Source organism: Mesorhizobium sp. B1-1-6 (genome assembly GCF_006443035.1).
In the GTDB taxonomy this organism is placed as follows: Bacteria; Pseudomonadota; Alphaproteobacteria; order Rhizobiales; family Rhizobiaceae; genus Mesorhizobium.
Window position 1 is genome coordinate 190,502 of the sequence record NZ_VFWR01000010.1, and the last position, 21,229, is coordinate 211,730.

Annotated in this window: 19 protein-coding genes; 10 read left to right on the plus strand and 9 right to left on the minus strand. The window is 63.2% G+C overall.

The window, feature by feature from the left end; translation table 11 throughout:
* Positions 1 to 10: 10 nt before the first annotated feature.
* From sufC to FJ979_RS21000, 3 genes are all read right to left on the minus strand, one after another.
* The gene (sufC, locus tag FJ979_RS20990) at positions 11 to 766 is read right to left on the minus strand and encodes a Fe-S cluster assembly ATPase SufC (RefSeq protein WP_140583381.1); all 756 of its coding nucleotides are present in this window, start codon (positions 764 to 766) and stop codon (positions 11 to 13) included.
* 27 nt (positions 767 to 793) lie between these two features.
* Positions 794 to 2,311 (minus strand): Fe-S cluster assembly protein SufB, encoded by a 1,518-nt coding sequence (sufB, locus tag FJ979_RS20995; RefSeq protein WP_140583383.1) that lies wholly within the window; start codon positions 2,309 to 2,311, stop codon positions 794 to 796.
* Between the two features lie 185 nt (positions 2,312 to 2,496).
* Complete coding sequence (locus FJ979_RS21000; protein ID WP_140522190.1) at positions 2,497 to 3,660, minus strand: cysteine desulfurase family protein; 1,164 nt, start codon at positions 3,658 to 3,660, stop codon at positions 2,497 to 2,499.
* 241 nt (positions 3,661 to 3,901) lie between these two features.
* Here FJ979_RS21000 and FJ979_RS21005 point away from each other — a divergent pair, with 241 nt between their 5' ends.
* Both FJ979_RS21005 and FJ979_RS21010 read left to right on the plus strand, forming a co-directional pair.
* Positions 3,902 to 4,576 (plus strand): alpha/beta hydrolase, encoded by a 675-nt coding sequence (locus tag FJ979_RS21005; RefSeq protein ID WP_140493883.1) that lies wholly within the window; start codon positions 3,902 to 3,904, stop codon positions 4,574 to 4,576.
* A gap of 16 nt (positions 4,577 to 4,592) precedes the next feature.
* Positions 4,593 to 5,243: an FMN-binding negative transcriptional regulator gene (locus tag FJ979_RS21010; RefSeq protein WP_140583386.1), complete on the plus strand. Its 651-nt coding sequence runs from the start codon at positions 4,593 to 4,595 to the stop codon at positions 5,241 to 5,243.
* A gap of 17 nt (positions 5,244 to 5,260) precedes the next feature.
* Here FJ979_RS21010 and FJ979_RS21015 read toward each other — a convergent pair whose 3' ends face one another.
* The 4 genes from FJ979_RS21015 to FJ979_RS21030 are packed head-to-tail and all read right to left on the minus strand — an operon-like array spanning position 5,261 to position 8,872.
* Complete coding sequence (locus tag FJ979_RS21015) at positions 5,261 to 6,094, minus strand: phosphatase PAP2 family protein (RefSeq protein WP_140560975.1); 834 nt, start codon at positions 6,092 to 6,094, stop codon at positions 5,261 to 5,263.
* A gap of 25 nt (positions 6,095 to 6,119) precedes the next feature.
* The gene (locus tag FJ979_RS21020) at positions 6,120 to 7,769 is read right to left on the minus strand and encodes a glycosyltransferase family 39 protein (RefSeq protein ID WP_181168488.1); all 1,650 of its coding nucleotides are present in this window, start codon (positions 7,767 to 7,769) and stop codon (positions 6,120 to 6,122) included.
* A gap of 43 nt (positions 7,770 to 7,812) precedes the next feature.
* Positions 7,813 to 8,145 carry a lipid-A-disaccharide synthase N-terminal domain-containing protein gene (locus FJ979_RS21025; RefSeq protein WP_140493889.1) on the minus strand — a complete coding sequence of 111 codons (333 nt, stop codon included), beginning with the start codon at positions 8,143 to 8,145 and terminating at the stop codon, positions 7,813 to 7,815.
* Complete coding sequence (locus FJ979_RS21030; RefSeq protein ID WP_140493891.1) at positions 8,138 to 8,872, minus strand: glycosyltransferase family 2 protein; 735 nt, start codon at positions 8,870 to 8,872, stop codon at positions 8,138 to 8,140. The genes FJ979_RS21025 and FJ979_RS21030 overlap by 8 nt, the downstream gene beginning before the upstream one ends.
* Before the next feature lie 299 nt (positions 8,873 to 9,171).
* On the opposite strand from FJ979_RS21030, the gene tyrS reads away from it, so the two are divergent.
* A complete protein-coding gene (gene tyrS, locus FJ979_RS21035) occupies positions 9,172 to 10,425 on the plus strand; it encodes a tyrosine--tRNA ligase (protein ID WP_140583389.1) in 1,254 nt (417 codons plus the stop codon).
* Between the two features lie 7 nt (positions 10,426 to 10,432).
* On the opposite strand, the gene FJ979_RS21040 is transcribed toward tyrS, so the two are convergent.
* On the minus strand, positions 10,433 to 13,822 hold the full coding sequence (locus FJ979_RS21040; RefSeq protein ID WP_140583392.1) for a DUF3971 domain-containing protein: 3,390 nt from the start codon (positions 13,820 to 13,822) through the stop codon (positions 10,433 to 10,435).
* Positions 13,823 to 13,917: 95 nt separating this feature from the next.
* On the opposite strand from FJ979_RS21040, the gene FJ979_RS21045 reads away from it, so the two are divergent.
* Both FJ979_RS21045 and FJ979_RS21050 read left to right on the plus strand, forming a co-directional pair.
* Positions 13,918 to 14,385, plus strand: a complete 468-nt coding sequence (locus FJ979_RS21045) for a peroxiredoxin (RefSeq protein ID WP_140583395.1) — start codon at positions 13,918 to 13,920, stop codon at positions 14,383 to 14,385.
* A 159-nt stretch (positions 14,386 to 14,544) separates the two neighbouring features.
* Complete coding sequence (locus FJ979_RS21050) at positions 14,545 to 15,849, plus strand: M23 family metallopeptidase (RefSeq protein WP_140583398.1); 1,305 nt, start codon at positions 14,545 to 14,547, stop codon at positions 15,847 to 15,849.
* 36 nt (positions 15,850 to 15,885) lie between these two features.
* On the opposite strand, the gene FJ979_RS32620 is transcribed toward FJ979_RS21050, so the two are convergent.
* Positions 15,886 to 16,053 carry a hypothetical protein gene (locus tag FJ979_RS32620; protein WP_181168489.1) on the minus strand — a complete coding sequence of 56 codons (168 nt, stop codon included), beginning with the start codon at positions 16,051 to 16,053 and terminating at the stop codon, positions 15,886 to 15,888.
* Between the two features lie 148 nt (positions 16,054 to 16,201).
* On the opposite strand from FJ979_RS32620, the gene FJ979_RS21055 reads away from it, so the two are divergent.
* The 5 genes from FJ979_RS21055 to FJ979_RS21075 all read left to right on the plus strand — a co-directional run bounded on the left by FJ979_RS21055 (position 16,202) and on the right by FJ979_RS21075 (position 21,092).
* Positions 16,202 to 17,365, plus strand: coding sequence for an ROK family transcriptional regulator (locus tag FJ979_RS21055; RefSeq protein WP_140515776.1), 1,164 nt, complete (start codon positions 16,202 to 16,204; stop codon positions 17,363 to 17,365).
* Positions 17,365 to 18,129, plus strand: a complete 765-nt coding sequence (locus FJ979_RS21060) for an ATP-binding cassette domain-containing protein (protein ID WP_140583401.1) — start codon at positions 17,365 to 17,367, stop codon at positions 18,127 to 18,129. The genes FJ979_RS21055 and FJ979_RS21060 overlap by 1 nt, the downstream gene beginning before the upstream one ends.
* A 39-nt stretch (positions 18,130 to 18,168) precedes the next feature.
* Complete coding sequence (locus FJ979_RS21065) at positions 18,169 to 19,209, plus strand: sugar ABC transporter substrate-binding protein (RefSeq protein ID WP_140515774.1); 1,041 nt, start codon at positions 18,169 to 18,171, stop codon at positions 19,207 to 19,209.
* A 105-nt stretch (positions 19,210 to 19,314) separates the two neighbouring features.
* Entirely contained in the window at positions 19,315 to 20,310 is a 996-nt protein-coding gene (locus tag FJ979_RS21070) for an ABC transporter permease (protein WP_140556947.1), read from the plus strand.
* On the plus strand, positions 20,307 to 21,092 hold the full coding sequence (locus FJ979_RS21075) for an SDR family NAD(P)-dependent oxidoreductase (RefSeq protein ID WP_140583404.1): 786 nt from the start codon (positions 20,307 to 20,309) through the stop codon (positions 21,090 to 21,092). The genes FJ979_RS21070 and FJ979_RS21075 overlap by 4 nt, the downstream gene beginning before the upstream one ends.
* Positions 21,093 to 21,229 lie beyond the last annotated feature (137 nt).

A 21,229-nucleotide genomic window follows, 5' to 3' on the forward strand; every position in this document is an offset into this window, starting at 1 on the left:
TTCTGGCATCTCACGCGGCTTCACCGATCACGCCGGCATAGCCATTGGCCTCGAGGTCGAGCGCCAGCGACTTGTCGCCGGACTTGATGACCTGGCCCTTGTAGAGCACGTGCACGGTGTCGGGCACGATGTGTTCGAGCAGCCGCTGATAGTGCGTGATGACGACGATGGCGCGCTCGGGCGAGCGCAACGCGTTGACGCCATCGGAGACGATCTTGAGCGCATCGATGTCGAGCCCGGAATCGGTCTCGTCAAGCACGCAGAGCTTTGGCTCCAAAAGCTTCATCTGCAGAATCTCGGCGCGCTTCTTCTCGCCGCCGGAGAAGCCGACATTGAGCGGCCGCTTGAGCATGTTCATGTCCATGTTGAGCGAGGCTGCGGCATCCTTCACCCGCTTCAGGAATTCGGGGATCTTCAGCGGCTCCTCGCCGCGCGCCTTGCGCTGCTCGTTCATGGCAACCTTCAGGAATTCCATGGTCGCCACGCCCGGTATCTCCATCGGATACTGGAAGGCCAGGAAAATGCCCGAAGTCGCGCGCTCGGCCGGATCCATTTCGAGGATCGACTGGCCGTTGTAGAGGATATCGCCCTCGGTGACCTCGTAGTCCTCGCGGCCGGCGAGAATGTAGGACAGCGTCGACTTGCCCGAGCCATTCGGCCCCATGATGGCCGCGACCTCGCCGGCTCTCACCGAGAGGTTCAGGCCGCGGATGATTTCGGTGCCGTCATCGACGATGCGGGCATGCAGGTTCTTGATCTCAAGCATTCTTTTGTTTCCTGAATATCTGTCCGGTCAGCCGACCGAGCCCTCGAGCGAAATCCCGATCAACTTCTGTGCCTCGACGGCGAATTCCATCGGCAGCTGCTGGATGACGTCCTTGACGAAGCCATTCACGATCAGCGCGATCGCTTCCTCCTCCGGAATGCCGCGCTGCATGACGTAGAACTTCTGGTCCTCGGAAATCTTCGACGTCGTCGCCTCATGCTCGAACTGAGCCGTCGCGTTCTTGGCTTCCATGTAGGGAACCGTGTGGGCGCCGCACTGGTCGCCGATCAGCAGCGAGTCGCAGTTGGTGAAGTTGCGCGCGTTGGTCGCCTTGCGGTGCGCCGAAACCTGGCCGCGATAGGTGTTCTGCGAAAAGCCGGCGGCGATGCCCTTGGAGATGATGCGGCTCGACGTGTTCTTGCCGAGATGGATCATCTTGGTGCCGCTGTCGACCTGCTGGTAGCCGTTCGACACGGCGATCGAATAGAACTCGCCGCTGGAATCGTCGCCGCGCAGGATGCAGCTCGGGTATTTCCACGTGATCGCCGAGCCGGTCTCGACCTGCGTCCACGAGATCTTCGAGCGGTGGCCACGGCAATCGCCGCGCTTGGTAACGAAGTTATAGATGCCGCCCTTGCCCTCGGCGTCGCCGGGGTACCAGTTCTGCACCGTCGAATATTTGATCTCGGCATCGTCTAGCGCCACCAGTTCGACGACTGCGGCATGGAGCTGGTTCTCGTCGCGCTGCGGCGCCGTGCAGCCTTCGAGATAGGAGACGTAGGCCCGCTCCTCGGCGATGATCAGCGTGCGCTCGAACTGGCCGGTGTTCTTCTCGTTCATGCGGAAATAGGTCGACAGTTCCATTGGGCAGCGAACGCCCTTGGGCACGAAGACAAACGAGCCGTCGGTGAAGACGGCCGAATTCAGCGTCGCATAAAAATTATCCGACGTCGGCACGACCGAGCCGAGATATTTCTTCACCAGTTCCGGATGCTCGCGGATGGCTTCCGAGATCGAGCAGAAGATGACGCCCGCCTGCGCCAGTTCCTTCTTGAACGTGGTGACGACGGATACCGAATCGAACACGGCGTCGACGGCGACGCGGCCGGACTTGTAGACGTTGTCGCTGGCTTCCTCGAGCTCGGACGCATCGGTCTTCTGCACGCCGGCCAGGATCTCCTGCTCCTTCAGCGGAATGCCGAGTTTCTCGTAGACCTTCAAGATCTCCGGATCGACGTCGCTGAGCGAGCTCGGTCCGGGCGTGCTCTTCGGCGCCGCGTAGTAATAGATGTCCTGGAAATCGATCTTGGGATAGTTGACGCGCGCCCAGGTCGGCTCTTCCAGCGTCAGCCAGCGCCGATAGGCTTCCAGACGCCATTCCAGCATCCAGGACGGTTCGTCCTTCTTCGCTGAAATGAAACGGATGATGTCTTCGCTCAGGCCCTTGGGGGCCTTGTCGACAGCGATTTCGGTCTGGAACCCGTATTTGTATTGGTCGACGTCGATCTTTCGGACCCGATCGATCGTGTCCTGCACAGCAGGCATATGCGTTCTCCATCCACGCCGGGGTCAAGGCCCGACAGTTTTCAAACTATGGCACCGCCGGATAAGCACCCAAGGAGCACCCGCGGCGGCGTAAGTTTCATATAGTGCGCCTCGGCCGGAAATTCACCCGGCCAGCATGAAACGCACGGCTCTACCAGGCCGAAAGGCCCAAATTCGTCCAACCGCTACGCGGCCTTCTCCTTGCCCACCCGACGTGCGGCGATTTCTGCCAACGCCAGGCGGAACGCCTCGATGTCCTGCGCGCCGGTCGCCGCGCCGATCGACAAGCGCAACGCACCCGGACTGTCACCTTGACCCATGGCCTTCAGCACATGGCTCGGACCGACTTTACCCGACGAGCAGGCGGAACCCGCCGACAGCGCCACACCGGCCAGGTCGAAGGCGATCTGTACCGTTTCGGCCTTGGCGCCGGGAATAGCGAAGAATGTCGTGTTGGCAAGCCTCGGTGCGCCGGTTCCGAAGATTTCCACGTCCGGTATCAACATTTTAACGATGGCCTCGATCTCGTCGCGGCACCGACGCAGGGCGTCGATGGCCTCCAATCCGATGAGAGCCTCCCGCGCCGCCGCGCCAAATCCCGCAATGCCGGGCAGGTTCTCGGTGCCGCCGCGATGGCCCTTTTCCTGGCCACCGCCGTTGATGAGCGGCTTCGGCATCATCAGATCGGCAGCGGCGACGATGGCGCCGACGCCCTTGGGGCCGCCAATCTTGTGCGACGACAGTATCAGATAGTCGGCGTAACCCGCCGAAATGTCGATCGAAATGCGCCCTGCCGCCTGAACCGCGTCTACGACGAGGACACCGTCGACCGCCTTTACGATTTCGGCGATACGATCGACCGGCTGGATGACACCAGTCTCATTGTTGGCGGCATGGATTGCCACCAGCGGCAGGCCGGCGGCCTTATCGTGCGCGGCAAGCGCGTTTGCCATTGCTTCGAGGTCGACAATTCCATTGGCGTCGACGCCGATCCGCGTCACCTGCGAGGCCGGGAAGGACCCGCCGTTCAACAGGCAGGGGTGGTCGGCTTCGCAGACATAGAGATGGCTCATGCGGATGGTCCCGCGCCCCATCCGCCAATCGGGCGTCAGCAGCGTCGAGGCGGCTTCCGTGGCGCCTGACGTGAACACGACATGCCCAGCCTTGGCCTTCACCAATTCCGCCACATCACGCCTTGCAGTTTCGATCAGGCGACGCGCCGCACGCCCTTCGGCATGGACCGATGATGGGTTGGCGGCCACATCGAGCGCCGCGACCATAGCCTCGCGTGCCGCTGCAAGCAGGGGCGCACTGGCATTGTAGTCGAGATAGGCGCGCATTCCGGCCATTTTCTTCCAGTTGGTCCCGTCAGAAGCCATTCCACCGAGATATCGCGTTATTTCCTTGAAATTCCAAGGCAAGCCGTCCTATTTACGCGGCTTGCGGCGCGGGCAGCCGGACGATTGCGTTCCGGCCACCCAGTTTTGAACAATTCTAAACTAGCTTCTATGAAGACGCTCGCCCTGCGTCAAGGCCAGAGGAAGGTTCTCCGGGCGCCGCGCATTCTTATTACCCAAGTTGGAGTATTTCATGCCTGAGGTCATTTTCACCGGTCCGGCCGGCCGTCTGGAGGGTCGATACCAGCCCTCGAAGGAAAAGAGCGCGCCGATTGCCATTGTCTTGCATCCGCACCCGCAATTCGGCGGGACGATGAACAACAAAATCGTCTACGACCTCTTCTACATGTTCCAGAAGCGCGACTTCACCACGCTGCGCTTCAATTTCCGCGGCATCGGGCGCAGCCAGGGCGAATTCGATCACGGCACCGGCGAATTGTCGGATGCGGCCGCCGCACTCGACTGGGTGCAGTCGCTGCATCCGGATTCCAAGAGTTGCTGGGTTGCCGGCTATTCGTTCGGCTCGTGGATCGGCATGCAGCTTTTGATGCGCCGGCCCGAGATCGAAGGCTTCATCTCGGTCGCGCCGCAACCCAACACCTACGACTTTTCCTTCCTGGCCCCCTGCCCCTCCTCGGGGCTCATCATCCATGGCGACGCTGACAAGGTGGCGCCGCCGAAGGACGTGCAAGGCCTGGTCGACAAGCTGCACACGCAAAAGGGCATCACCATCACGCAGAAGACATTGCCCGGCGCCAATCATTTCTTCGCCAACGATGCCGAACTGCTGATCGAGGAATGCGCGGATTATCTCGATCGCCGGCTGGCCGGCGAATTGTCGGATCCGCGCCCGAAGCGGCTGCGCTAAAGGACGGATGATCGCGATGTACCAGCCTCCTCATTTCCAGGAAACACGGCCGGAGGTGCTGCACGGGCTGATCCGGGCACATCCGCTCGGCCTCTTGGTTTCCAGCGGACCCGAAGGGCCGGTCGCCGACGCCATTCCGTTCCTGATCGACGCCGATGTCGGGCCAAACGGCAGGCTGCGCGCACATCTGGCTAGAGCCAATCCGCAATGGCGGCTTATCGCCGACAATCCGGCCTCGACGGTGCTGATCGTCTTCCAGGGTACCGACGCCTATGTGACGCCGTCCTGGTACGAGACCAAGCGCGAGACCGGCAAGGTGGTGCCAACCTGGAACTATGCCATCGTGCAGGTGCGCGGCACCGCGAAGGTGATCGATGATCAGGACTGGCTGGCGCGGCAGATCGCCGACCTGACGGCTTCGCAGGAAGGCACGCGTGAGGCGCCATGGGCGGTAACGGATGCGCCTGCCCCGTTCATCCAGTCGCAGATCAAGGGCATCATCGGGCTGGAGATCGATATCGCCGAAATCCATGGCAAATGGAAGGTCAGCCAGAACCGTCCCGTCGCGGATCGCGCAGGCGTTGCGCACGGGCTTGAAAGCGAGACGGCAAATTCGTCCGACATGGTGAACCTGGTAAGGTCCTATGGCGGACTGAACGGCGACTAAATCCCAGGCTCGATGGATCAGACGGCCGTTCGGCTTGTTCGACCGATCAGCCGAAACGTCTGCTTGCGCACCGGCAATCCCGATCGTGTCGGGCTGAAGATGAAGCCGAGCCGGGCAAAGACCAGTCCGCAAACCAGCGCGAAGGCAAAGCCAAGACCAAAGCCGGCGACGGTATCACTCGGATAATGCGCGCCGACGAAGACCCGCGTCGAGGCGATGCAGGCCGTGATCGGCAAGGCGATGTACCAGCGCCGCGGGAACAAAAGCAGCAGGATGCCGAACACGGCCCCCATGGTCGTGGCGTGACCGGACGGGAAACCGGCAAAGCGCGCATCGAAGGCGAAGGGACGCAGCGAGAGCACGCCGAGATCCTGAAAATAGAGCGGACGCGCCCGGCCGACCGCATATTTCAGGACATTGACCAGCAGGCCGGACAGACCGACGGCGCTCAGTGCAAGGAACGCCAGGCAGGTCCAGTTGTAGACGAGCATCAATGACCGCCGCGACAGGTTTCGCCAGTCCGTCAGATTGGCCCCTATGAGCAAGAGTGCCGGCGGGATGAGATACCAGCCGCCCAGGCCGAACTGTGTCAGGAACTCGGCGAGCCGGCCGAAGCCCGCCGACCACCGGCCGTGCAGCAATCCCGCAGGCGTGTCGAGGCCGGCGAATGCCGCTGCCGTGAGCAAAATCCAGGCCGAGATCCAGAGCGGCCATAGGACCTTGGGATACGAGGCGGAACGAGCGGCGAAGCGCCCTCTGACGATCCGCAGCGTGTCGCGGAAATTTCCAACGGACCGACGCACCACCGCAGCGGGCGCAATGGAAACGGAAGGGCGCGGTTTCACCAGCATTGAAAACCCGATCCCATTGTCGAACTCATTGGGCGATACGGTAGAGGCCGAGCGACATTTTGTCTCCCGATGAAAAGTTGAGCCCGTCGACCGTCGTAAGATGGCTCGCCGCCTTGCCTTGCCCTGCCAGCAATCCATCGAGTTTCTGCTGATCCTCGACCGGCGTCAGTCCCAGCGCGCAGGCGGGGTCGGCAAGCAGATGCTTTGCCACGCCATCGATGTCGGTCAGTATCGTTTTCGTGCCCACCAGGAACACAAGGCTCGGCTCGTGATACTGCGACGACGCCAGCACCGAGGTGTCGCAAGGCTTGTAGACGCGCACAGCCTGGTCGATCGCCGGGCTCAGCCATATCGGCTTCAAGGACGGGGCGATGACACCAAACAGCAACCCGTAGGCGATGCCCGCACAGGCGGCGACGGCGCCGATACGGGCAAGCGGCACTTGCAGCTGTCGCGAGAAGGCCAGGTAGCCGGCGCCGAGCGCTGATGCGGCCGCCGGAATGCTCCACCACGAGAAAGTGTGGGTGAGATAGATCGGGGCGCCTACACAGACCGCGGCCAGGCCGAGGCTGACCACGACCAGGCCGAAGGCAGTCGACCACCACAACCATTGCTGCCAGCGCCGGAGCGGCGCATTGGCTTCCTGCGGCTGCAATGTCAAAAGCCAGCCGATCAGCAGCGCCATGCCGGGATAGGCCGGCAGCACGTAGTGCGGCAGCTTGGTCGGAATCAGTTCGAATACCAGCCAGAAGGGGATGTACCAGGCGAGGCAGAAGCGCAGCCTGACATCGTCGCGCAGCCGGTTGAGGGCTTGCAGGCCGGCGCCGACGGCGATCAGGCCGAACGGCCACATGAACAGCGAATAGGTCAACATGTAGAAGCCGGGCGGCAGGCCGTGCGATTCCTCGCCCTGGGCGACCTTGCCGAGCATATCCTTGCCGACGGCCTGCTGGAGGAAGGCGCCGTGGCTTTTCCAGGTGATCAGGGCGAGCCAGGGCAACACGATCAGCACGACGAGCAGCAGGCCGCGCCCCACCTTGAGCTTCGACAGCCAGCGCCCGTCGCGTTCGAATGCAAACAAGACAGCGATGGTGAGCGCCGACAGCAGTGGGGCGATCGGCCCCTTGATGAGGCTCGCGGCCCCTTGCGCCAGCCAGAATATCCACCACAGATGGCCGGCGACGGGCTCGTTGCGGCGCGATGCCAGGTAAATCTGCGCCAGCGCGCCCTGCGCCGCCACGCAGCAGGCCAGCAGCATCGCATCGGTCTTGGCGTCGCGGCCCTCGAAGGCGGTGGCGAAGATCGCCGCCATCACCAGGCCGGCGGCGATGCCGGCACTGGCTCCGAAAAGCCTGGTGCCCGTCCAGGCGATGCCGAGAACGGCCAGGGCGATGCCCAGCGTCGACACCAGGCGGTAGACCCATATTGGTGCGGCGGCGCCCTTGCCGCTCAGAGCCACGGCCGCGGATTGCAGCCAATAGATGCCGATCGGCTTCTGGTAGCGCGAAGCGTCCTGAAAGCGGATGTCGACATAATCGCCGCTCTCGACCATCTGCTTGGTGGCCTGGACGAAGCGCGGCTCGTCACGGTCCAGCGGCGGCATGGACGCAAGTCCCGACACCGTCATCACCAGGCTGAACAGGAAAAGAAGGATGTAGTTCCTGTTCAGCGCCATATTCCAGCCTCTCCGACTATTCTTCCCTGATGCGCAAAGCCGCTCAATCGACCTTCGTCATCGCCGCCTTGCGTTCATTGGCGATCAGCCAGAGATTTCTGATGTAGATGAACAAGCCCATGCCCTGGCCGGCGATGAACACCGGATCCTGCCGCTTGATGGCATAAATCAGCAACAGACCTCCGCCGAACAGCGAGAAGAACCAGAAGGCGATCGGCACGACGCTTCGCTTGGCCTTTTCCGATGCGAGCCACTGCACGACGAAGCGCATGGTGAAAAAGAACTGGGCGACGAAGCCGAGCAGGATCCACGCGTTGAACTGTTCGATGAAGACCCGGTGGATCCAGGTCACCAGTTCCTGAAGCACGTTAACCATGCGTGATTTCCTCTACTTTTGGCATCCGGCGACGCCTGCGGCGCAGCCACCAGACGCCGCAGAGATCGAGCACGCCCTGCAGGCCACGGTCGAAAATTCCGTAGTTCGACTTGCCGTGGCGGCGGGAGCGGTCGACGACGTCGCAATGCACGACATGGTATCCTTCCTGGATGACCAGCGCCGGAACGAAACGATGGGTGCCGTCGAAGAACGGCAGCTTGCGCAGGATCTCGGTGTGGACCGCCTTCAGGCCGCAGCCTGTGTCGCGCGTCTCGTCATGCAGGATGGCGTTTCTCAGCCAGTTGGCGAACCGCGATGCCAGTTGCTTGACCTTGCTGTCGCGGCGCTTCAGGCGTTGCCCTTGCGCGGCACCGTAGCCGGGCCCGGCCCGCCGCAAGGCGTCGACCAGCATGGGAATGTACTGAGGATCGTTCTGGCCATCGCCGTCGATCGTGGCGACGATGCTTCCGCGCGCCGCCCAGGCGCCGGAGCGTACCGAGAGGCTCTGGCCGGCGGATTTCTCGTGCCGCAATTCCCTGACTGGAAACGGGCGAAGTGCTGCCTGCCTGGCGAGAACGGCTGTGGTTTCGTCGGTCGAGCCGTCGTTGACGATGATCAGTTCGAAGTCGCGCCCGGTCATCGCCGCCTCGATCTCATCGATCAGCAGCGGCAGGTTTGCCGCCTCGTTCCTGCAAGGAATGACAATGGATATCAATGCGTCCGGCATGTCGCGTGGGGCTCTGTCGTCGGATATGGCATTGGGTGGATGCCGTGCGGTGCCGCTTAAGGTCGTGGGCTGCAAGGACCTTTTGGCGCGCGCCTCATTACGCCAGCACAAACAATGAAGCAAGCATCCGCGCCGAGAGGCGGCTTGCGGCGTTTCAACAACAAGTGATTGCCAAGCCCCTGGTCGAAGCGCGATCGGGCGCAAAACCGGAATCCACTTTTGCTGATCGCGCTTGGGTGCTAAACGCGCGCTTTCACATACGCCCGCGCCGGACGGGCGGACGCTTCGGGAAAGAAAAAATGCCTGCCTTCAAATCCGATTTTCTGCGCACGATGAGCGAGCGCGGCTTCATCCACCAGACTTCGGATGATGCCGGGCTGGACGATCTCTTCGCCAAGGAGACGGTGACGGCCTATATCGGCTTCGACGCGACGGCCAAGAGCCTGCACGCCGGCTCGCTGATCCAGATCATGATGTTGTACTGGCTGCAGCAGACCGGCCATCGGCCGATCGCCCTGATGGGCGGCGGCACCTCGATGATCGGCGACCCTTCCTTCAAGGACGAGGCGCGCAAGCTTCTGACACCGCGCGACATCGACGACAATCTCGCCGGCATCCGCCGCAATTTCATGCCGTATCTCAAATTCGGCAGCGGCCCGAATGATGCGATCATGGTCAACAACGCCGACTGGCTGATGGAGATCAACTACGTCAATTTCCTGCGCGACGTCGGCCGTCACTTTTCGGTCAACCGCATGCTGGCGTTCGATTCCGTCAAGCTGCGGCTCGACCGCGAGCAGTCGTTGTCCTTCCTCGAATTCAACTACATGATCCTGCAGGCCTACGACTTCGTCGAGCTCTACAAGCGCCTCGGCTGCCGTCTGCAGATGGGCGGCTCCGACCAGTGGGGGAATATCATCAACGGCATCGATCTCGGTCGCCGCATGGAGGACGCGCAGCTTTATGCGCTGACGACGCCGCTGCTCACCACCTCGTCGGGCGCCAAGATGGGCAAGTCCGCCACGGGCGCGGTCTGGCTCGATGCCGAGATGCTCTCGCCCTACGAATTCTGGCAGTATTGGCGCAACACCGAGGACGCCGATGTCGGCCGCTTCCTGAAGCTCTACACGACGCTGCCGTTGGACGAGGTGGCGCGCCTGGAGAAGCTCGGCGGGTCCGAGATCAACGAGGCGAAAAAGATCCTCGCCACGGAGATCACCGCGTTGCTCCATGGTCGCGGCGCCGCCGAACAGGCCAGCGAAACCGCACGCAAGACCTTCGAGGAAGGTGCCCTCGCCGAGACGCTGCCGAGCGTCGAGGTTGAAAACGCCAAGCTCGAAGCCGGCGTCGGCATCCTGGCGCTGCTGGTGACCGCCGGGCTGGCGGCGTCCAACGGCGAAGCGCGGCGGCATGTGCAAGGCGGTGCGGTGCGGCTCAATGATCAGCCTGTCAGCGATGACCGTCGCACGGTCACGCTTCAGGATTTGAGTCCGGAAAACGTCGTAAAGCTTTCACTGGGCAGGAAAAAACACATTTTGGTGCGGCCGATCTGAGGCCCCTTCACCGGTACTCGAAGATCGACCTGAATATCCCCGGCGCGATCACCGAGAGCGGGTTGATGTCGAGCAGCGGCTTGTTGGCGTTGCCCTTGAGCCGGTAGGTCACGCCGATCAGGCCGCGGTCGCGGCCATTGCCCAAAAGCGCGCCGACGATGGGCAGTTCACCGAAGATGCGGTTGAGGCCGTATACCGGCATGAAGGTGCCGGTCATGTCCATATTGTTGTTCTGGTCATAGAGCGTGCCCTGGAACGTCGTGCCGATGCGGGGACCGCGCAGCACGCCGTTGGCCAGCCTGAGATAGCCGCTGCCCTTCTCGATCTCGGCGTAGCCGCGTTCGAACTGTACCCGCGAGGTGTCGAGCTTGCCCTTAACCGCCTGATTAAGGCTGCGGCTGTCGCCTGCCGGCGTGGTCGAGACGATGGATGCGAGCTTCGGCTCGTTGACGACGAAGAAGTTCGTCGTGTCCACCTTGCCCTTCATCGGCCCGTCGCCCGCTCCTGACAAGGCCAGGGCAATCGCCCCACCTTCCATGTGCTCGTAGATGTTGAGGAATCTCAGTATCGCACCGGCGTCCGCCGACTGTACGTTAAGCGAGCGCCGGCCGGCGCTGCTCGTGTTGCTGATGGCTATGGCGGCTCCCGAACTTGCAGTGGCGCTGACCTTCAGCCCGTTCACCTTCGAACCGGCCGCGCTGTAGTCGAGCTTGAGGTTGGACAGTTGCTCGTCGTGGAAACCGGTCAGCCGATCGACGTCGGCGCTGACGGAAATCGCGTCGGCGCCCGTCGTCTTGGTCGCGGTGTCGACGTCGGAGGTGAATTGCTTGATCAGCGAGCGGGCATCCAGGGCATTGCCGTTGATGTTGACTGCATAGCCCCTGCCCGATCGCTTGACGGACACCGCCACGTCATCGCCGCGATTCAGGGCGACTTTGCTGAACTTTGCCGAGGACAGGGCCCCGTTGACCAGCACGATGTTGCCGTCGACGGAGAATGTCTTGCCGTCGAGGTCGAAGTCGGACAGCGTCGTGGTGTCGCCGGACGTGGTCATGATGAATGTAGCACTTGCGGGGACCCCTGCCCCCTTGCTCCATCCGGCCCAGGGAATGTCGAGCCTGGCATTGGTCAGGTCGGCCGAGACGTTCTGGTTGCCCTCCCCGCTTTTGTCGATCGCTACCTTCACTGTTCCGCCCAGCAACGGGGCCAGCCCCGGCATGGCGGCGGCGCGGATCTTGTCGTCGAGCACCAGGGCCACCTTGCGGCTGCGTGCCGGTCCGCCATCCTCCAGCGGCTCGATCAGGTCGAGTTCGGCCGGAATGCCGTTCAAGGAGGCCTTGGCGGAAATGACAGCCTTTTCAGGGTCGACCGTGACGGAACCATCGGCATCCGTCACGGTCTGGCCTTCGAACGGCTTGGCCAAGGAAAGCCCGCTGTAGTCGAGCGATACCAGCCAATCGAGCTTCGAGCTGTCGACGCCGGATTGCAGCGGAATATCGGCCCTGACATGGCCGGTGACGCTGCCGGACAGGTCTTCGGGCAGGAAGCCGACATGGCGCATGGCATTGATCGGCTCGTAGGAGGCAAGTTCAGCGACCGCGGACGCTTCGCCGGCAACGTCGATGTCGAGCGCGCCGACGACCGGCGGGCGGTTGGCCGCCTTGACGGTCAGCGTGCCGTTGCTGGCCGCCACGGTGCGGCCGCTGGGCATGAAGACGTTGCCAGAGGACAGGGAGATATCGACGTCATTGCCGTGGAAGGCGACGACACCGACGGCATCGCGTATCGGCGGAATGCGGCCAGCCGTGTCGAAACGCGATCCTTCGATCTGGAAGCGGCCGAACACCTCGTCGGCGGAAAGCGGCACGCCATTGCCGAGGCGATCAGGCACCACCTGGAATTGAAGATTGGCGTCGACGACGCGGCCGCCGAACAGATTGTCCAATACCCAGAGCCGCGCGTTGCGCGCCGAAAACCATGGCCAAAGCTGCTTGACGTGCGAGACCGGCATGTCGTGCACGTTGAGCGCCAGATTGATGCCGGGAGCCTTGCCGTCAACGAACTGCACGGCCGCGGTTCCAAGGACCTCGCTGGAAGCGGCCGACCGGACTGCGATCTGATCGGCTACCAATTTATGGCTTTTGGTCTGGTAGACGCCGGCGATGCGGGCAAGGAAGGTGAGCGCTGGCTCCGGCGATTCCGAAGGCGCCAGTGTCGAGCCGTCACTGGTCAGATCGTATCGGTAGGCCGGCTCCTCTCCGGCGGCGCCGGTCGCGGGCCTGGGTCCGATCGAGCCGGCGAAATCGAAGGTCGAGCGGCCGGTCTTCAGCAACAGCCTGTCCACCTGGATCTTGTTGCTGCCGCGGACGAGCGTGGCGCCGACATCGACATCGGCCGACAACAGGCCACGCGTGCCGAGATCAAGCACCGATCCCCTGGACGACAGGGCAGCCGTCAGCCGCGACGCGGTGTCGTCGGCCCCCTGCGACCCTTTGAGCGTCACGCTGAGCGCCCCCAACTTGCCGCCGGACGCCATTGCGCCGCTTTCGCCGCCGTCTTCGGCGATGCCGACGGTGGCATCCAGCGACATCACGCGCCGGGTCACGGCATCGCGGCTGGCGGATGCGGCGACGGTCACCGCCTTGCCGTCGACATTTGCCTGCGAGGAGAACTCCATGCCGCCTGTCCCCGACTGCAGGACGACCGCGTCGGCGACTGTGATCAACCTGACCGCCTCGGTGTCGGGCAAAACGAATGCCACATTGTGAAGATCGATACGGTGCAGCGATTCCTCGCGCACCGCATCGAGAGCGTGATTGATGTTGGCAAAGAGCGAATCGGACAGTTTTTCGGGATCGATCAGCCCGTCCCGATTGCGCAGTTCGGCCGTCCAGTCGCCGCCCGACGGCATCGCCGCGGTAACGATGCGCGCATCGGAAATCCTGGCGCTGGTCAGCCGCACCTCGCCTCGAAGCAGCGGCAGCAGGCGGATGCCGAAACGCACCCTGCCCGCATCGGCCATGGGTTTACCGTCGCTGGCCTTCAGGCTGACGTCGCTCACCTGGAGCGCGACGAAGCTCGAACTGTCGAGGGTGATGCGGGCCGGCCCGACCGCAACATCGACATCGACACCCGCTAGCTTCTCGATGGCGGCCTCCGCCTCGACGCGCAGCCGGTCGGCCCCTATTCCGGAGACACCGATGAGATAGACAGCCACCCCCGCCAGCAGCACCAGCGCAACGGCGCCGGCAAACAGCCGCGATAGGATACGAAAGCCGCGCCCGATCGCCGCCTGGCCGAGCGGCGGAACGCGGCAAGCCGATGGCAAGGCGCCCAGGTCGGTGATTTCATCCCGCCTGAACCTGATCTTCTCGTGCTGCGGTTGCTCCTGATCCACGCAATTTTCCGTTCTACGAACTCGCTCGTGGACGAATCCCCGCTCGACACTATATCGGTGTGGCTTCGCGCGTAACCTCAAACAAGGGCATGGATATGGCTGACCTCAATGTGGGCGATCCCGCGCCGCAATTCGAGTTGCCGCGGGACGGCGGTGGTTCGCTCAGCCTGGCCGGCTTTGCCGGCAGACCTGTCGTCCTCTACTTCTACCCACAGGACGACACCACCGGCTGCACCGCCGAAGCGATCAGCTTTTCGCAGCTGAAGCCGGAGTTCGAGAAGGCCGGCGCCGTCGTGATCGGCCTGTCGCCCGACAGCGCCAGGAAGCACGACAAGTTCAAGTCGAAATACGATCTTAGCATCGACCTTGCCTCCGACGAGGAGCGCAAGGTGATCGAGGCCTACCACCTTTGGGTCGAAAAATCGATGTATGGCCGCAAATACATGGGTGTCGAGCGCGCGACGTTCCTGATCGGCCGCGACGGGCGCATCGCCAGGATCTGGCGCAAGGTCCGCGTCAAGGGCCATGCCGAGGAGGTGCTGGAAGCTGTGCGGGCGATTTGAGGGGGCGCCTCCGCGCCCTTGTTTTCAGAAAGCGACGCGAAGCAACCCCATGCTCGCTTTGCGGGCAATTCTTGCCGGCATCTTGCTTCGGCAAAGCTTTGTTAACCTTAATAATGTGTAGTCGGGCTGTCGTGGTGTCGTAAACGAAAGCTTGGTCCCGTGAACGCAACCGGTCAGTCCGCGATCTTTGGCAGGCGCAAGGAACCGCATACAGTCATCATCGCCCGCGGCAGCGAGATCAGGCACTTCACGATCCGGCCCTGGCTGGTTGTATTTCTCGGTTCGGCGCTGGCGGCGATCGCCATCGGTTACCTGCTGGCCACCTCCTATCTCGTGCTGCGCGACGACCTGATCGGCGCCACGACCGCGCGCCAGGCGCGCATGCAGCAGGCTTACGAAGACCGCATCTCGGCGCTTCGCGCCCAGGTCGACCGCATCACCAGCCGGCAGTTGCTTGACCAGCAATTGATGGAAACCAAGGTGAGCGAGCTTTTGGAGCGCCAGACGCAGCTCAGCCAGCGCCACGGCCGCCTCGGCCCGCTACTCGACCGCGCCGAAAATGAAGTCGGCGCAGCGACGGCCGAAGATCCGGCAGTGCCGGCAAAGCCTGACAAACACGCCGAAGTGACCGGCAGCATCGCCCAGCCTGCTCAAAGCTACGCGCTGGCCAGCCTCGGCGCCGCCACTGGCACCGCCGACACCAGGCCGTTCTCCCTGTGGGCGACCCGCTCCGATCCGCTGCCGAACGATTCAGCCGCCGATCGTGCCGACAAACTGTTCATTTCGATCAACAAGTCGTTGAAATCCATCGAGAACGACCAGCTCACGCGCATCAGCATACTTGCTGATAACGCCTACAAGAATGCCGACGCCATAACCCAGGCGCTCGAGGCGGCCGGACTGCCGGTCGACAGTGATTTCGGCAAGAACGAAAGCGATGTCGGCGGACCGCTGATCCCGCTCGACAGCTCGATGTTTTTCGACAGCAAGGTCAAGGAACTGGACGAGGCGCTGGACACGCTCGACCAACTCAAGAAGGAAGCACGCCGGCTGCCGCTCGCCAATCCCGCACCCGGTCATTCCGTTACCAGCCCGTTCGGCGTGCGCACCGACCCGATCCTCGGCACGGCCGCCCTGCATTCGGGAATGGACTTCAGGGCGCCGATCGGCATGGCGGCCAAGGTCACCGCGCCAGGCGTGATCACCAAGGCGGGCTGGAATGGCGGCTATGGCCGCATGGTCGAAGTCGATCACGGCAATGGATTTGCCACGCGCTATGGACATCTCAGCGAAATCGACGTGACCGTGGGCGAAAAAGTGGATGCCGGCGCTGTCATCGGCAAGACCGGCAGCAGCGGTCGCTCGACCGGCCCGCATCTGCATTACGAAGTCCGCCACAATGGCGAAGCGATCGATCCTTTGCGTTTCCTCACGGTCGGCAAGAAGGTCGCGCAGTATCTCTAACGCACGGGCCCAGGCCGCCGCCATCCCGCGCCGTCCTCATTGCTTTTTCGCATCCTTGTCGCCGTTCAGGGCTTTTCCCTTTCGAGGCGACCGCAAATTGTCGAAGCCCATATAGTGGTCGGTATCAGATGTGTTCCATCTGCCGCCCAGGCAGATGATGGCAATGGCCGCGGCGAAAATCAGCAAGACATAAATCTTATCCATGTCCCGCTATCTAGGGCGCGGTGATCAGCCGGACACCGGCCGGCTTTTCCGCCGTAGCGGGCGCGCCCTCAAATGCGGCGCATTTTTGAATTCCATTTGACTGAATAAATATTTGGTGCCAACCTTGCCTCAACCGGGGACGCAAGGCATGGCATTGCGAGGGACCAATCAGGAGTTCGGGCGGCCGTACAACCGGCGCATCGTGCTCGAATCGATCCGCCGGTACGGCCCCATCGCCAGAGGCGATATCGCCAGGCACGTCGGCCTCACCGTTCAAACCGTATCGACCATCGTTCGCGAACTGGAGGAGCAGGGTTACGTCCTGTCCGTACGCGAGGAGCCGAAGGGCCGTGGCCTGCCACCGGCGACGCTGCGCATCAATCCCGAGGGCGGCTATGCCGTCGGCATCCACCTGACGCCGCTGGGGATCGACGCGGCGCTGATCAATCTCAGCGGTGACGTGATCGACAGCTTGCACCGCGAGGCCCCCAACGCGACGCCCGATCATGCGTTCGACCAGGTCCGCGCCATGGTCCGCGACCTGACCGGAACGCGCGCCGCGGGCCGCGTCATCGGCATCGGCATGGCGCTTCCCGGCCCGTTCGGCGTGGACACGATGAGCTTCATCGGGCCGACCACAATGGCCGGCTGGAAGGACGTGGCGCTGCGCGAGCGGCTGACGGCGGCGACGGGATTGCCGGCCTTTTTCGACGGCGACATGGCTGCGGCCGCCATGGGCGAGCGCCTCTACGGCATCGGCGCCCAGCATTCCGAATATTACTATCTCTATTTCGGCGTCGGACTTGGCAGCGCCATGATGCATGACGGCAGCGTGCTGCGCGGCGCCTGGGGCAATGCCGGCGAGATCGGCCATATTCCCGTCGTTCCCAATGGCGAGCTTTGCCCGTGCGGCAATCGCGGTTGCCTCGAACGTTATGTCTCGCTCGAAGCGCGAGGGCGCTGGAAGGGCAGCGATGCCGATTGGGTCGCCGAGGTCGGCCCGATCTTCCGCAACGCCATTGCCATCATCGAGAACCTTTTCGACCCCGAGACGGTCGTGCTCGGCGGGCTGGCGGCCCCGGACCTGCTCGAACGCCTGGCGAGATCGGCTGCGCCTCTGCACAATTCGGTTTCGGCCCGCAAGGACCGCAAGACGCCACGCATCGTCGTCGCCGGCGGCGGCCAGCAAGCCGTGCTGCGCGGCGCGGCCGCATTGGCCGTCTCTGGCGTGTTGTCGCCACGCTTCGGCCAGATGTTCACCGCCGAGCGCGAACGCGGCCGCGATATTCTGACAGCCAGGGAGGTTGCCTGATGAGCGCACCCTTGCTGGTGCTCGACAACGTCACCAAGAACTACGGCGCGATCCAGGCGCTGAAGGGTATCAGCTTCTCGATCGGCAAGGGCGAGGTGGTCGCGTTGCTGGGCGATAACGGCGCCGGGAAGTCGACGCTGGTCAAGATCATCGCCGGCGGCCTGGAGCCCACCTCCGGCCGCATGCTGTTCGAAGGTAAGGAGTTCCTTGCCAAATCCCCCGCCGAGGCCAAGGCGGCGGGCATCGAGACCGTCTATCAGGACCTGTCGCTGTGCACCAATGTCGACGTGGTGGCCAATTTCTTCATGGGCCGTGAGATCACGCGCAAGGTGCTCGGCATTCCAGTGCTCGACGAGCGGGCGATGGAGGCCGTGGTCGGCAAGGCGCTTGCCAGCGCCGGCACCCGTATTCCGTCATTGCGCACCAATGTCGAGCATCTCTCGGGCGGCCAGCGGCAAGCCATCGAGCTCAACCGCTTCGTGCACTGGGGCGGCAAGCTTGTGCTGCTCGACGAGCCGTTCGCAGCGCTTGGCGTCGAACAGACGCGGCGCGGCCTCGACATGATCCGCCAAGTGGCGAACCAGGGCATCGGCGTCGTCATCATCACCCACATCATGCAGCAGGCCTTCCAGGTCGCAGACCGGATCGTGGTGATCCGGCAAGGCGTCGTGGCCGGCGATGTCGCACGCAACAAAACAAGTCCCGATGCGGTGATCAACATGATCACCGGGGAGACGCTTGCCGGTGCCGGACCGGCGGGCTGAGGGACAAAAGAGGGGTCCGGCACTAGAGGAGCCAACGACATGAAACGAATACTTCTTTCTGTCCTAGGTATCCTGGCACTGGCAGTTGCCACGCTCACGCCGGCATTCGCCCAGTCCAAGGGTACCGTCTACTACATGGTGCCGACCTTGCTCGATGAGTTCCAGACCGGCTCGGTGAGCGCGCTGGAACTGTTCCTGAAACAGGTCGGCTACGAGATGAAGACGCTGAACGCCGACAACAAGACCGACGCCCAGCAATCGCAGATGAACGACGTCATCGCGCTGAAACCGAAGGCGATCATCCTGGCCGCCGTCGACTTCAACGCGCTGAAGCCGTCGATCGAGGCCGCGCGCGCGGCCGGCATACCTGTCGTGGAATTCGATCGCCAGATCACCTCCACTCCGTCCGACTTCACCTCGGTAGCCGGCACTGTCGAGATCGGCCACGTCGCCGCCGAACAGGCCGAAGCGCTGCTGAAGGCCAAGAACGGCGCTGTGAAGGGCAAGATCCTGCAGGTGCTCGGCGACCCCGGCGATCCCTACACGCTGGACATCCAGAAAGGCTTTGAAGAGAAGATGAAGGCGTTCCCGGACGTCAAGATTATCTCGCTGCCGGCCATGCAATGGGAGGCCAGCAACGCCGGCACCATCGTCGCCGACCAGATGCTTGCCAACCCCGACATCGACCTGATCTTCAGCCACGCCGCGCATCTTTCGGTCGCCGCCGTCGCCTCGCTCGAGGCCGCCGGCAAGAAGCCGGGCGACGTCATGCTGATGAGTTCGAACGGCGCGCCGGTCGGCCTCGACCTGATCCGCAAGGGCTGGCTCAACGTCGAAGTCGAACAGCCGCTCTACGCGCAGGCCGCGGCCGTCGCCATGTTCATGGACAAGGTCGTCAACAAGCAGGAAATCAAGCCCGGCGACTATGACGTGCTTGGGCTGAAATCAGTGGTGACCAAGGAGGCCTGGGGCCCCAACATCAAGATCCCGGGTGCCGCGATCACCAAGGAGAACGTCGACAATCCAGCCTTCTGGGGCAACCAGAAGCCGCCGACGGACACCGTTAAGCCCGTCGAATAAACCTTCCCCAGAACGGCTCCGGGCCACCCGCCCGGAGCCGCCCTGCCCGGCAGAATTGCCCGGCATAGAGCCGCCGCGGCATTCGAACCCAAACCGGATCAGCCCATGAGCCCCCGCACCCGTCAAATCCTCGAGTTCGTCCTCGATAATCTCGTCTGGTTCATGCTGGTCTTCGTGCTGGTGGTGTTCTCCCTTTTCATTCCCAACTATTTCCAGCTCGGTATTTTCGCCAACATCATCGAAGCCTCCAGCGTGCTAGGCGTGATGTCGATCGGCCTGGCGCTGGTCATCATCGCCGGGCACATGGACCTGTCGGTCGAATCGGTGGCCGCGCTCAGCGCCATGGTGGTCGGCATCCTGTTCTGCTCTTCGGGCATCGGCTTCGGCGTACAGTTGCATCCGGACTGGCTGATGGTGCCGGTCTCGCTGCTGCTGGCGCTTGCCGTCGGCGGCGTCATCGGCGCTTTCAACGGATTCCTGGTCGTCAAGGTCAAGATGAGCGCCTTCATCATCACGCTGGCCTCCTACATCTGGGTGCGCGGCCTGGTGCTGGTCATTTCGGGCGGCCGCTCGGCGCAGGATCTGGCGCCTGCCATCCGCTGGTTCGGCATCCAGCGGCTGATCGGTCTGCCGCTCACCGCCTGGATCGCGATCGCCTGCTTCGTCGTCTTCTCGCTGATTATGGCCAAGACGCCTTTCGGCAGGCATCTGGTGATGATCGGCGGCAACGAGACGGCGACCTTCCGCGCCGGCATCCGCGTCAACCGCAACCTGATCATCGCGTTCGTACTTGCCGGCGCCATAGCCGGCCTTGCCGGCTGGCTGCTCGCCATCCGCACATCGGGCGCCACCGCCAATCTCGGCGTCGGCCTGCTGTTCAACGCCTTTGCCGCCGTCGTCATCGGCGGCGTCAGCCTGAAAGGCGGCGTCGGCACCTTACCCGGCGTCTATGCCGGCGTGCTGCTTTTGTCGGCAATCAACACGGCGATCAATCTGATGGGCCTGCCCGCCAACTTCACCCAGGTCATTCACGGCTTGCTGGTGCTGGCGGCGGTCCTGCTCGACGCCTTCAAGCAAACCATTCGCCAGAGGCTCGCATGACCGTAGGGCCAGAGACCGGAAGACTGTCGGGCAAGGTGGCGCTGATCGTCGGCGCCGCGCGCGGCATCGGCAAGGGCATCGCCCAACGTTTCGCCGAAGAAGGTGCCAGGCTTGTACTTGCCGACACCGAGATCGAGGTGGGGCGAGCGACCGCCAGTGAACTTGACGCCGCCTTCATCGGTACGGACATCTCGCTTTTGGCCGATGTCGAGGCCGCCGTCGCGCTGGCGCTCACGCGCCACGGCCGCCTCGACATCATCGTCCAGAACGCCGGCATTTATCCCTGGCAATTGCTGGAGAACACCAGCCCGGACGACTGGGATCGCGTCATGGCGGTCAATCTGCGCGGCAGTTTCAATGCCGCTCGGGCCGCACTGGTGCCGATGAAGGCGCAGCGCCGCGGGCGCATGCTGTTCACCTCCTCGATCACCGGACCGCACGTCACCAGTCCCGGCCACGGCCACTATTCCGCGACCAAGGCAGGCATAAACGGGCTGATCCGTTCGGCGGCGCTCGAATTCGCCGGCTACGGCATAACCGTCAACGGCGTCGAACCCGGCAACATTCTCACCGAGGGAATGGAGCTTCACCGGGGTGCTGCCTTCATCAAGAACATGGAAGACGCCATTCCGCTCGGCCGGCTGGGCAGTCCGCGCGATGTCGCCAATGCCTTCCTGTTCCTGGCTTCCGACGATGCCAGCTACATCACCGGCACCACGATTGTCGTCGATGGCGGGCAATTGCTGCCAGAGGGGAGCGACTTCAGGCTGGCGCCGCCGTGAACAACGCGTGAGGGAAACAAGAAAGCCGGCGCACATCATCACTGATGCCAAGCGCAGCCGCAGCGTTCCCGCTGGCGGTGATCGGCGGGGATTTGGCCCACCGGAACCTCATGGCGATACACCCGTTCTTCCATGTG

What these genes read in the sequence shown, in the direction of transcription:
- FJ979_RS21010 (WP_140583386.1), top strand. Translation starts at nt 4,593, where the DNA reads ATGTACCAGCCTCCTCATTTCCAGGAAACACGGCCGGAGGTGCTGCAC.
- tyrS (WP_140583389.1), top strand. Translation starts at nt 9,172, where the DNA reads ATGCCTGCCTTCAAATCCGATTTTCTGCGCACGATGAGCGAGCGCGGC.
- FJ979_RS21060 (WP_140583401.1), top strand. Translation starts at nt 17,365, where the DNA reads ATGAGCGCACCCTTGCTGGTGCTCGACAACGTCACCAAGAACTACGGC.
- FJ979_RS21070 (WP_140556947.1), top strand. Translation starts at nt 19,315, where the DNA reads ATGAGCCCCCGCACCCGTCAAATCCTCGAGTTCGTCCTCGATAATCTC.
- FJ979_RS32620 (WP_181168489.1), bottom strand. Translation starts at nt 16,053, where the DNA reads ATGGATAAGATTTATGTCTTGCTGATTTTCGCCGCGGCCATTGCCATC.
- FJ979_RS21015 (WP_140560975.1), bottom strand. Translation starts at nt 6,094, where the DNA reads ATGCTGGTGAAACCGCGCCCTTCCGTTTCCATTGCGCCCGCTGCGGTG.
- sufB (WP_140583383.1), bottom strand. Translation starts at nt 2,311, where the DNA reads ATGCCTGCTGTGCAGGACACGATCGATCGGGTCCGAAAGATCGACGTC.
- FJ979_RS21000 (WP_140522190.1), bottom strand. Translation starts at nt 3,660, where the DNA reads ATGGCCGGAATGCGCGCCTATCTCGACTACAATGCCAGTGCGCCCCTG.
- FJ979_RS21075 (WP_140583404.1), top strand. Translation starts at nt 20,307, where the DNA reads ATGACCGTAGGGCCAGAGACCGGAAGACTGTCGGGCAAGGTGGCGCTG.
- FJ979_RS21065 (WP_140515774.1), top strand. Translation starts at nt 18,169, where the DNA reads ATGAAACGAATACTTCTTTCTGTCCTAGGTATCCTGGCACTGGCAGTT.
- sufC (WP_140583381.1), bottom strand. Translation starts at nt 766, where the DNA reads ATGCTTGAGATCAAGAACCTGCATGCCCGCATCGTCGATGACGGCACC.
- FJ979_RS21025 (WP_140493889.1), bottom strand. Translation starts at nt 8,145, where the DNA reads ATGGTTAACGTGCTTCAGGAACTGGTGACCTGGATCCACCGGGTCTTC.
- FJ979_RS21020 (WP_181168488.1), bottom strand. Translation starts at nt 7,769, where the DNA reads ATGGCGCTGAACAGGAACTACATCCTTCTTTTCCTGTTCAGCCTGGTG.
- FJ979_RS21030 (WP_140493891.1), bottom strand. Translation starts at nt 8,872, where the DNA reads ATGCCGGACGCATTGATATCCATTGTCATTCCTTGCAGGAACGAGGCG.
- FJ979_RS21045 (WP_140583395.1), top strand. Translation starts at nt 13,918, where the DNA reads ATGGCTGACCTCAATGTGGGCGATCCCGCGCCGCAATTCGAGTTGCCG.
- FJ979_RS21005 (WP_140493883.1), top strand. Translation starts at nt 3,902, where the DNA reads ATGCCTGAGGTCATTTTCACCGGTCCGGCCGGCCGTCTGGAGGGTCGA.
- FJ979_RS21055 (WP_140515776.1), top strand. Translation starts at nt 16,202, where the DNA reads ATGGCATTGCGAGGGACCAATCAGGAGTTCGGGCGGCCGTACAACCGG.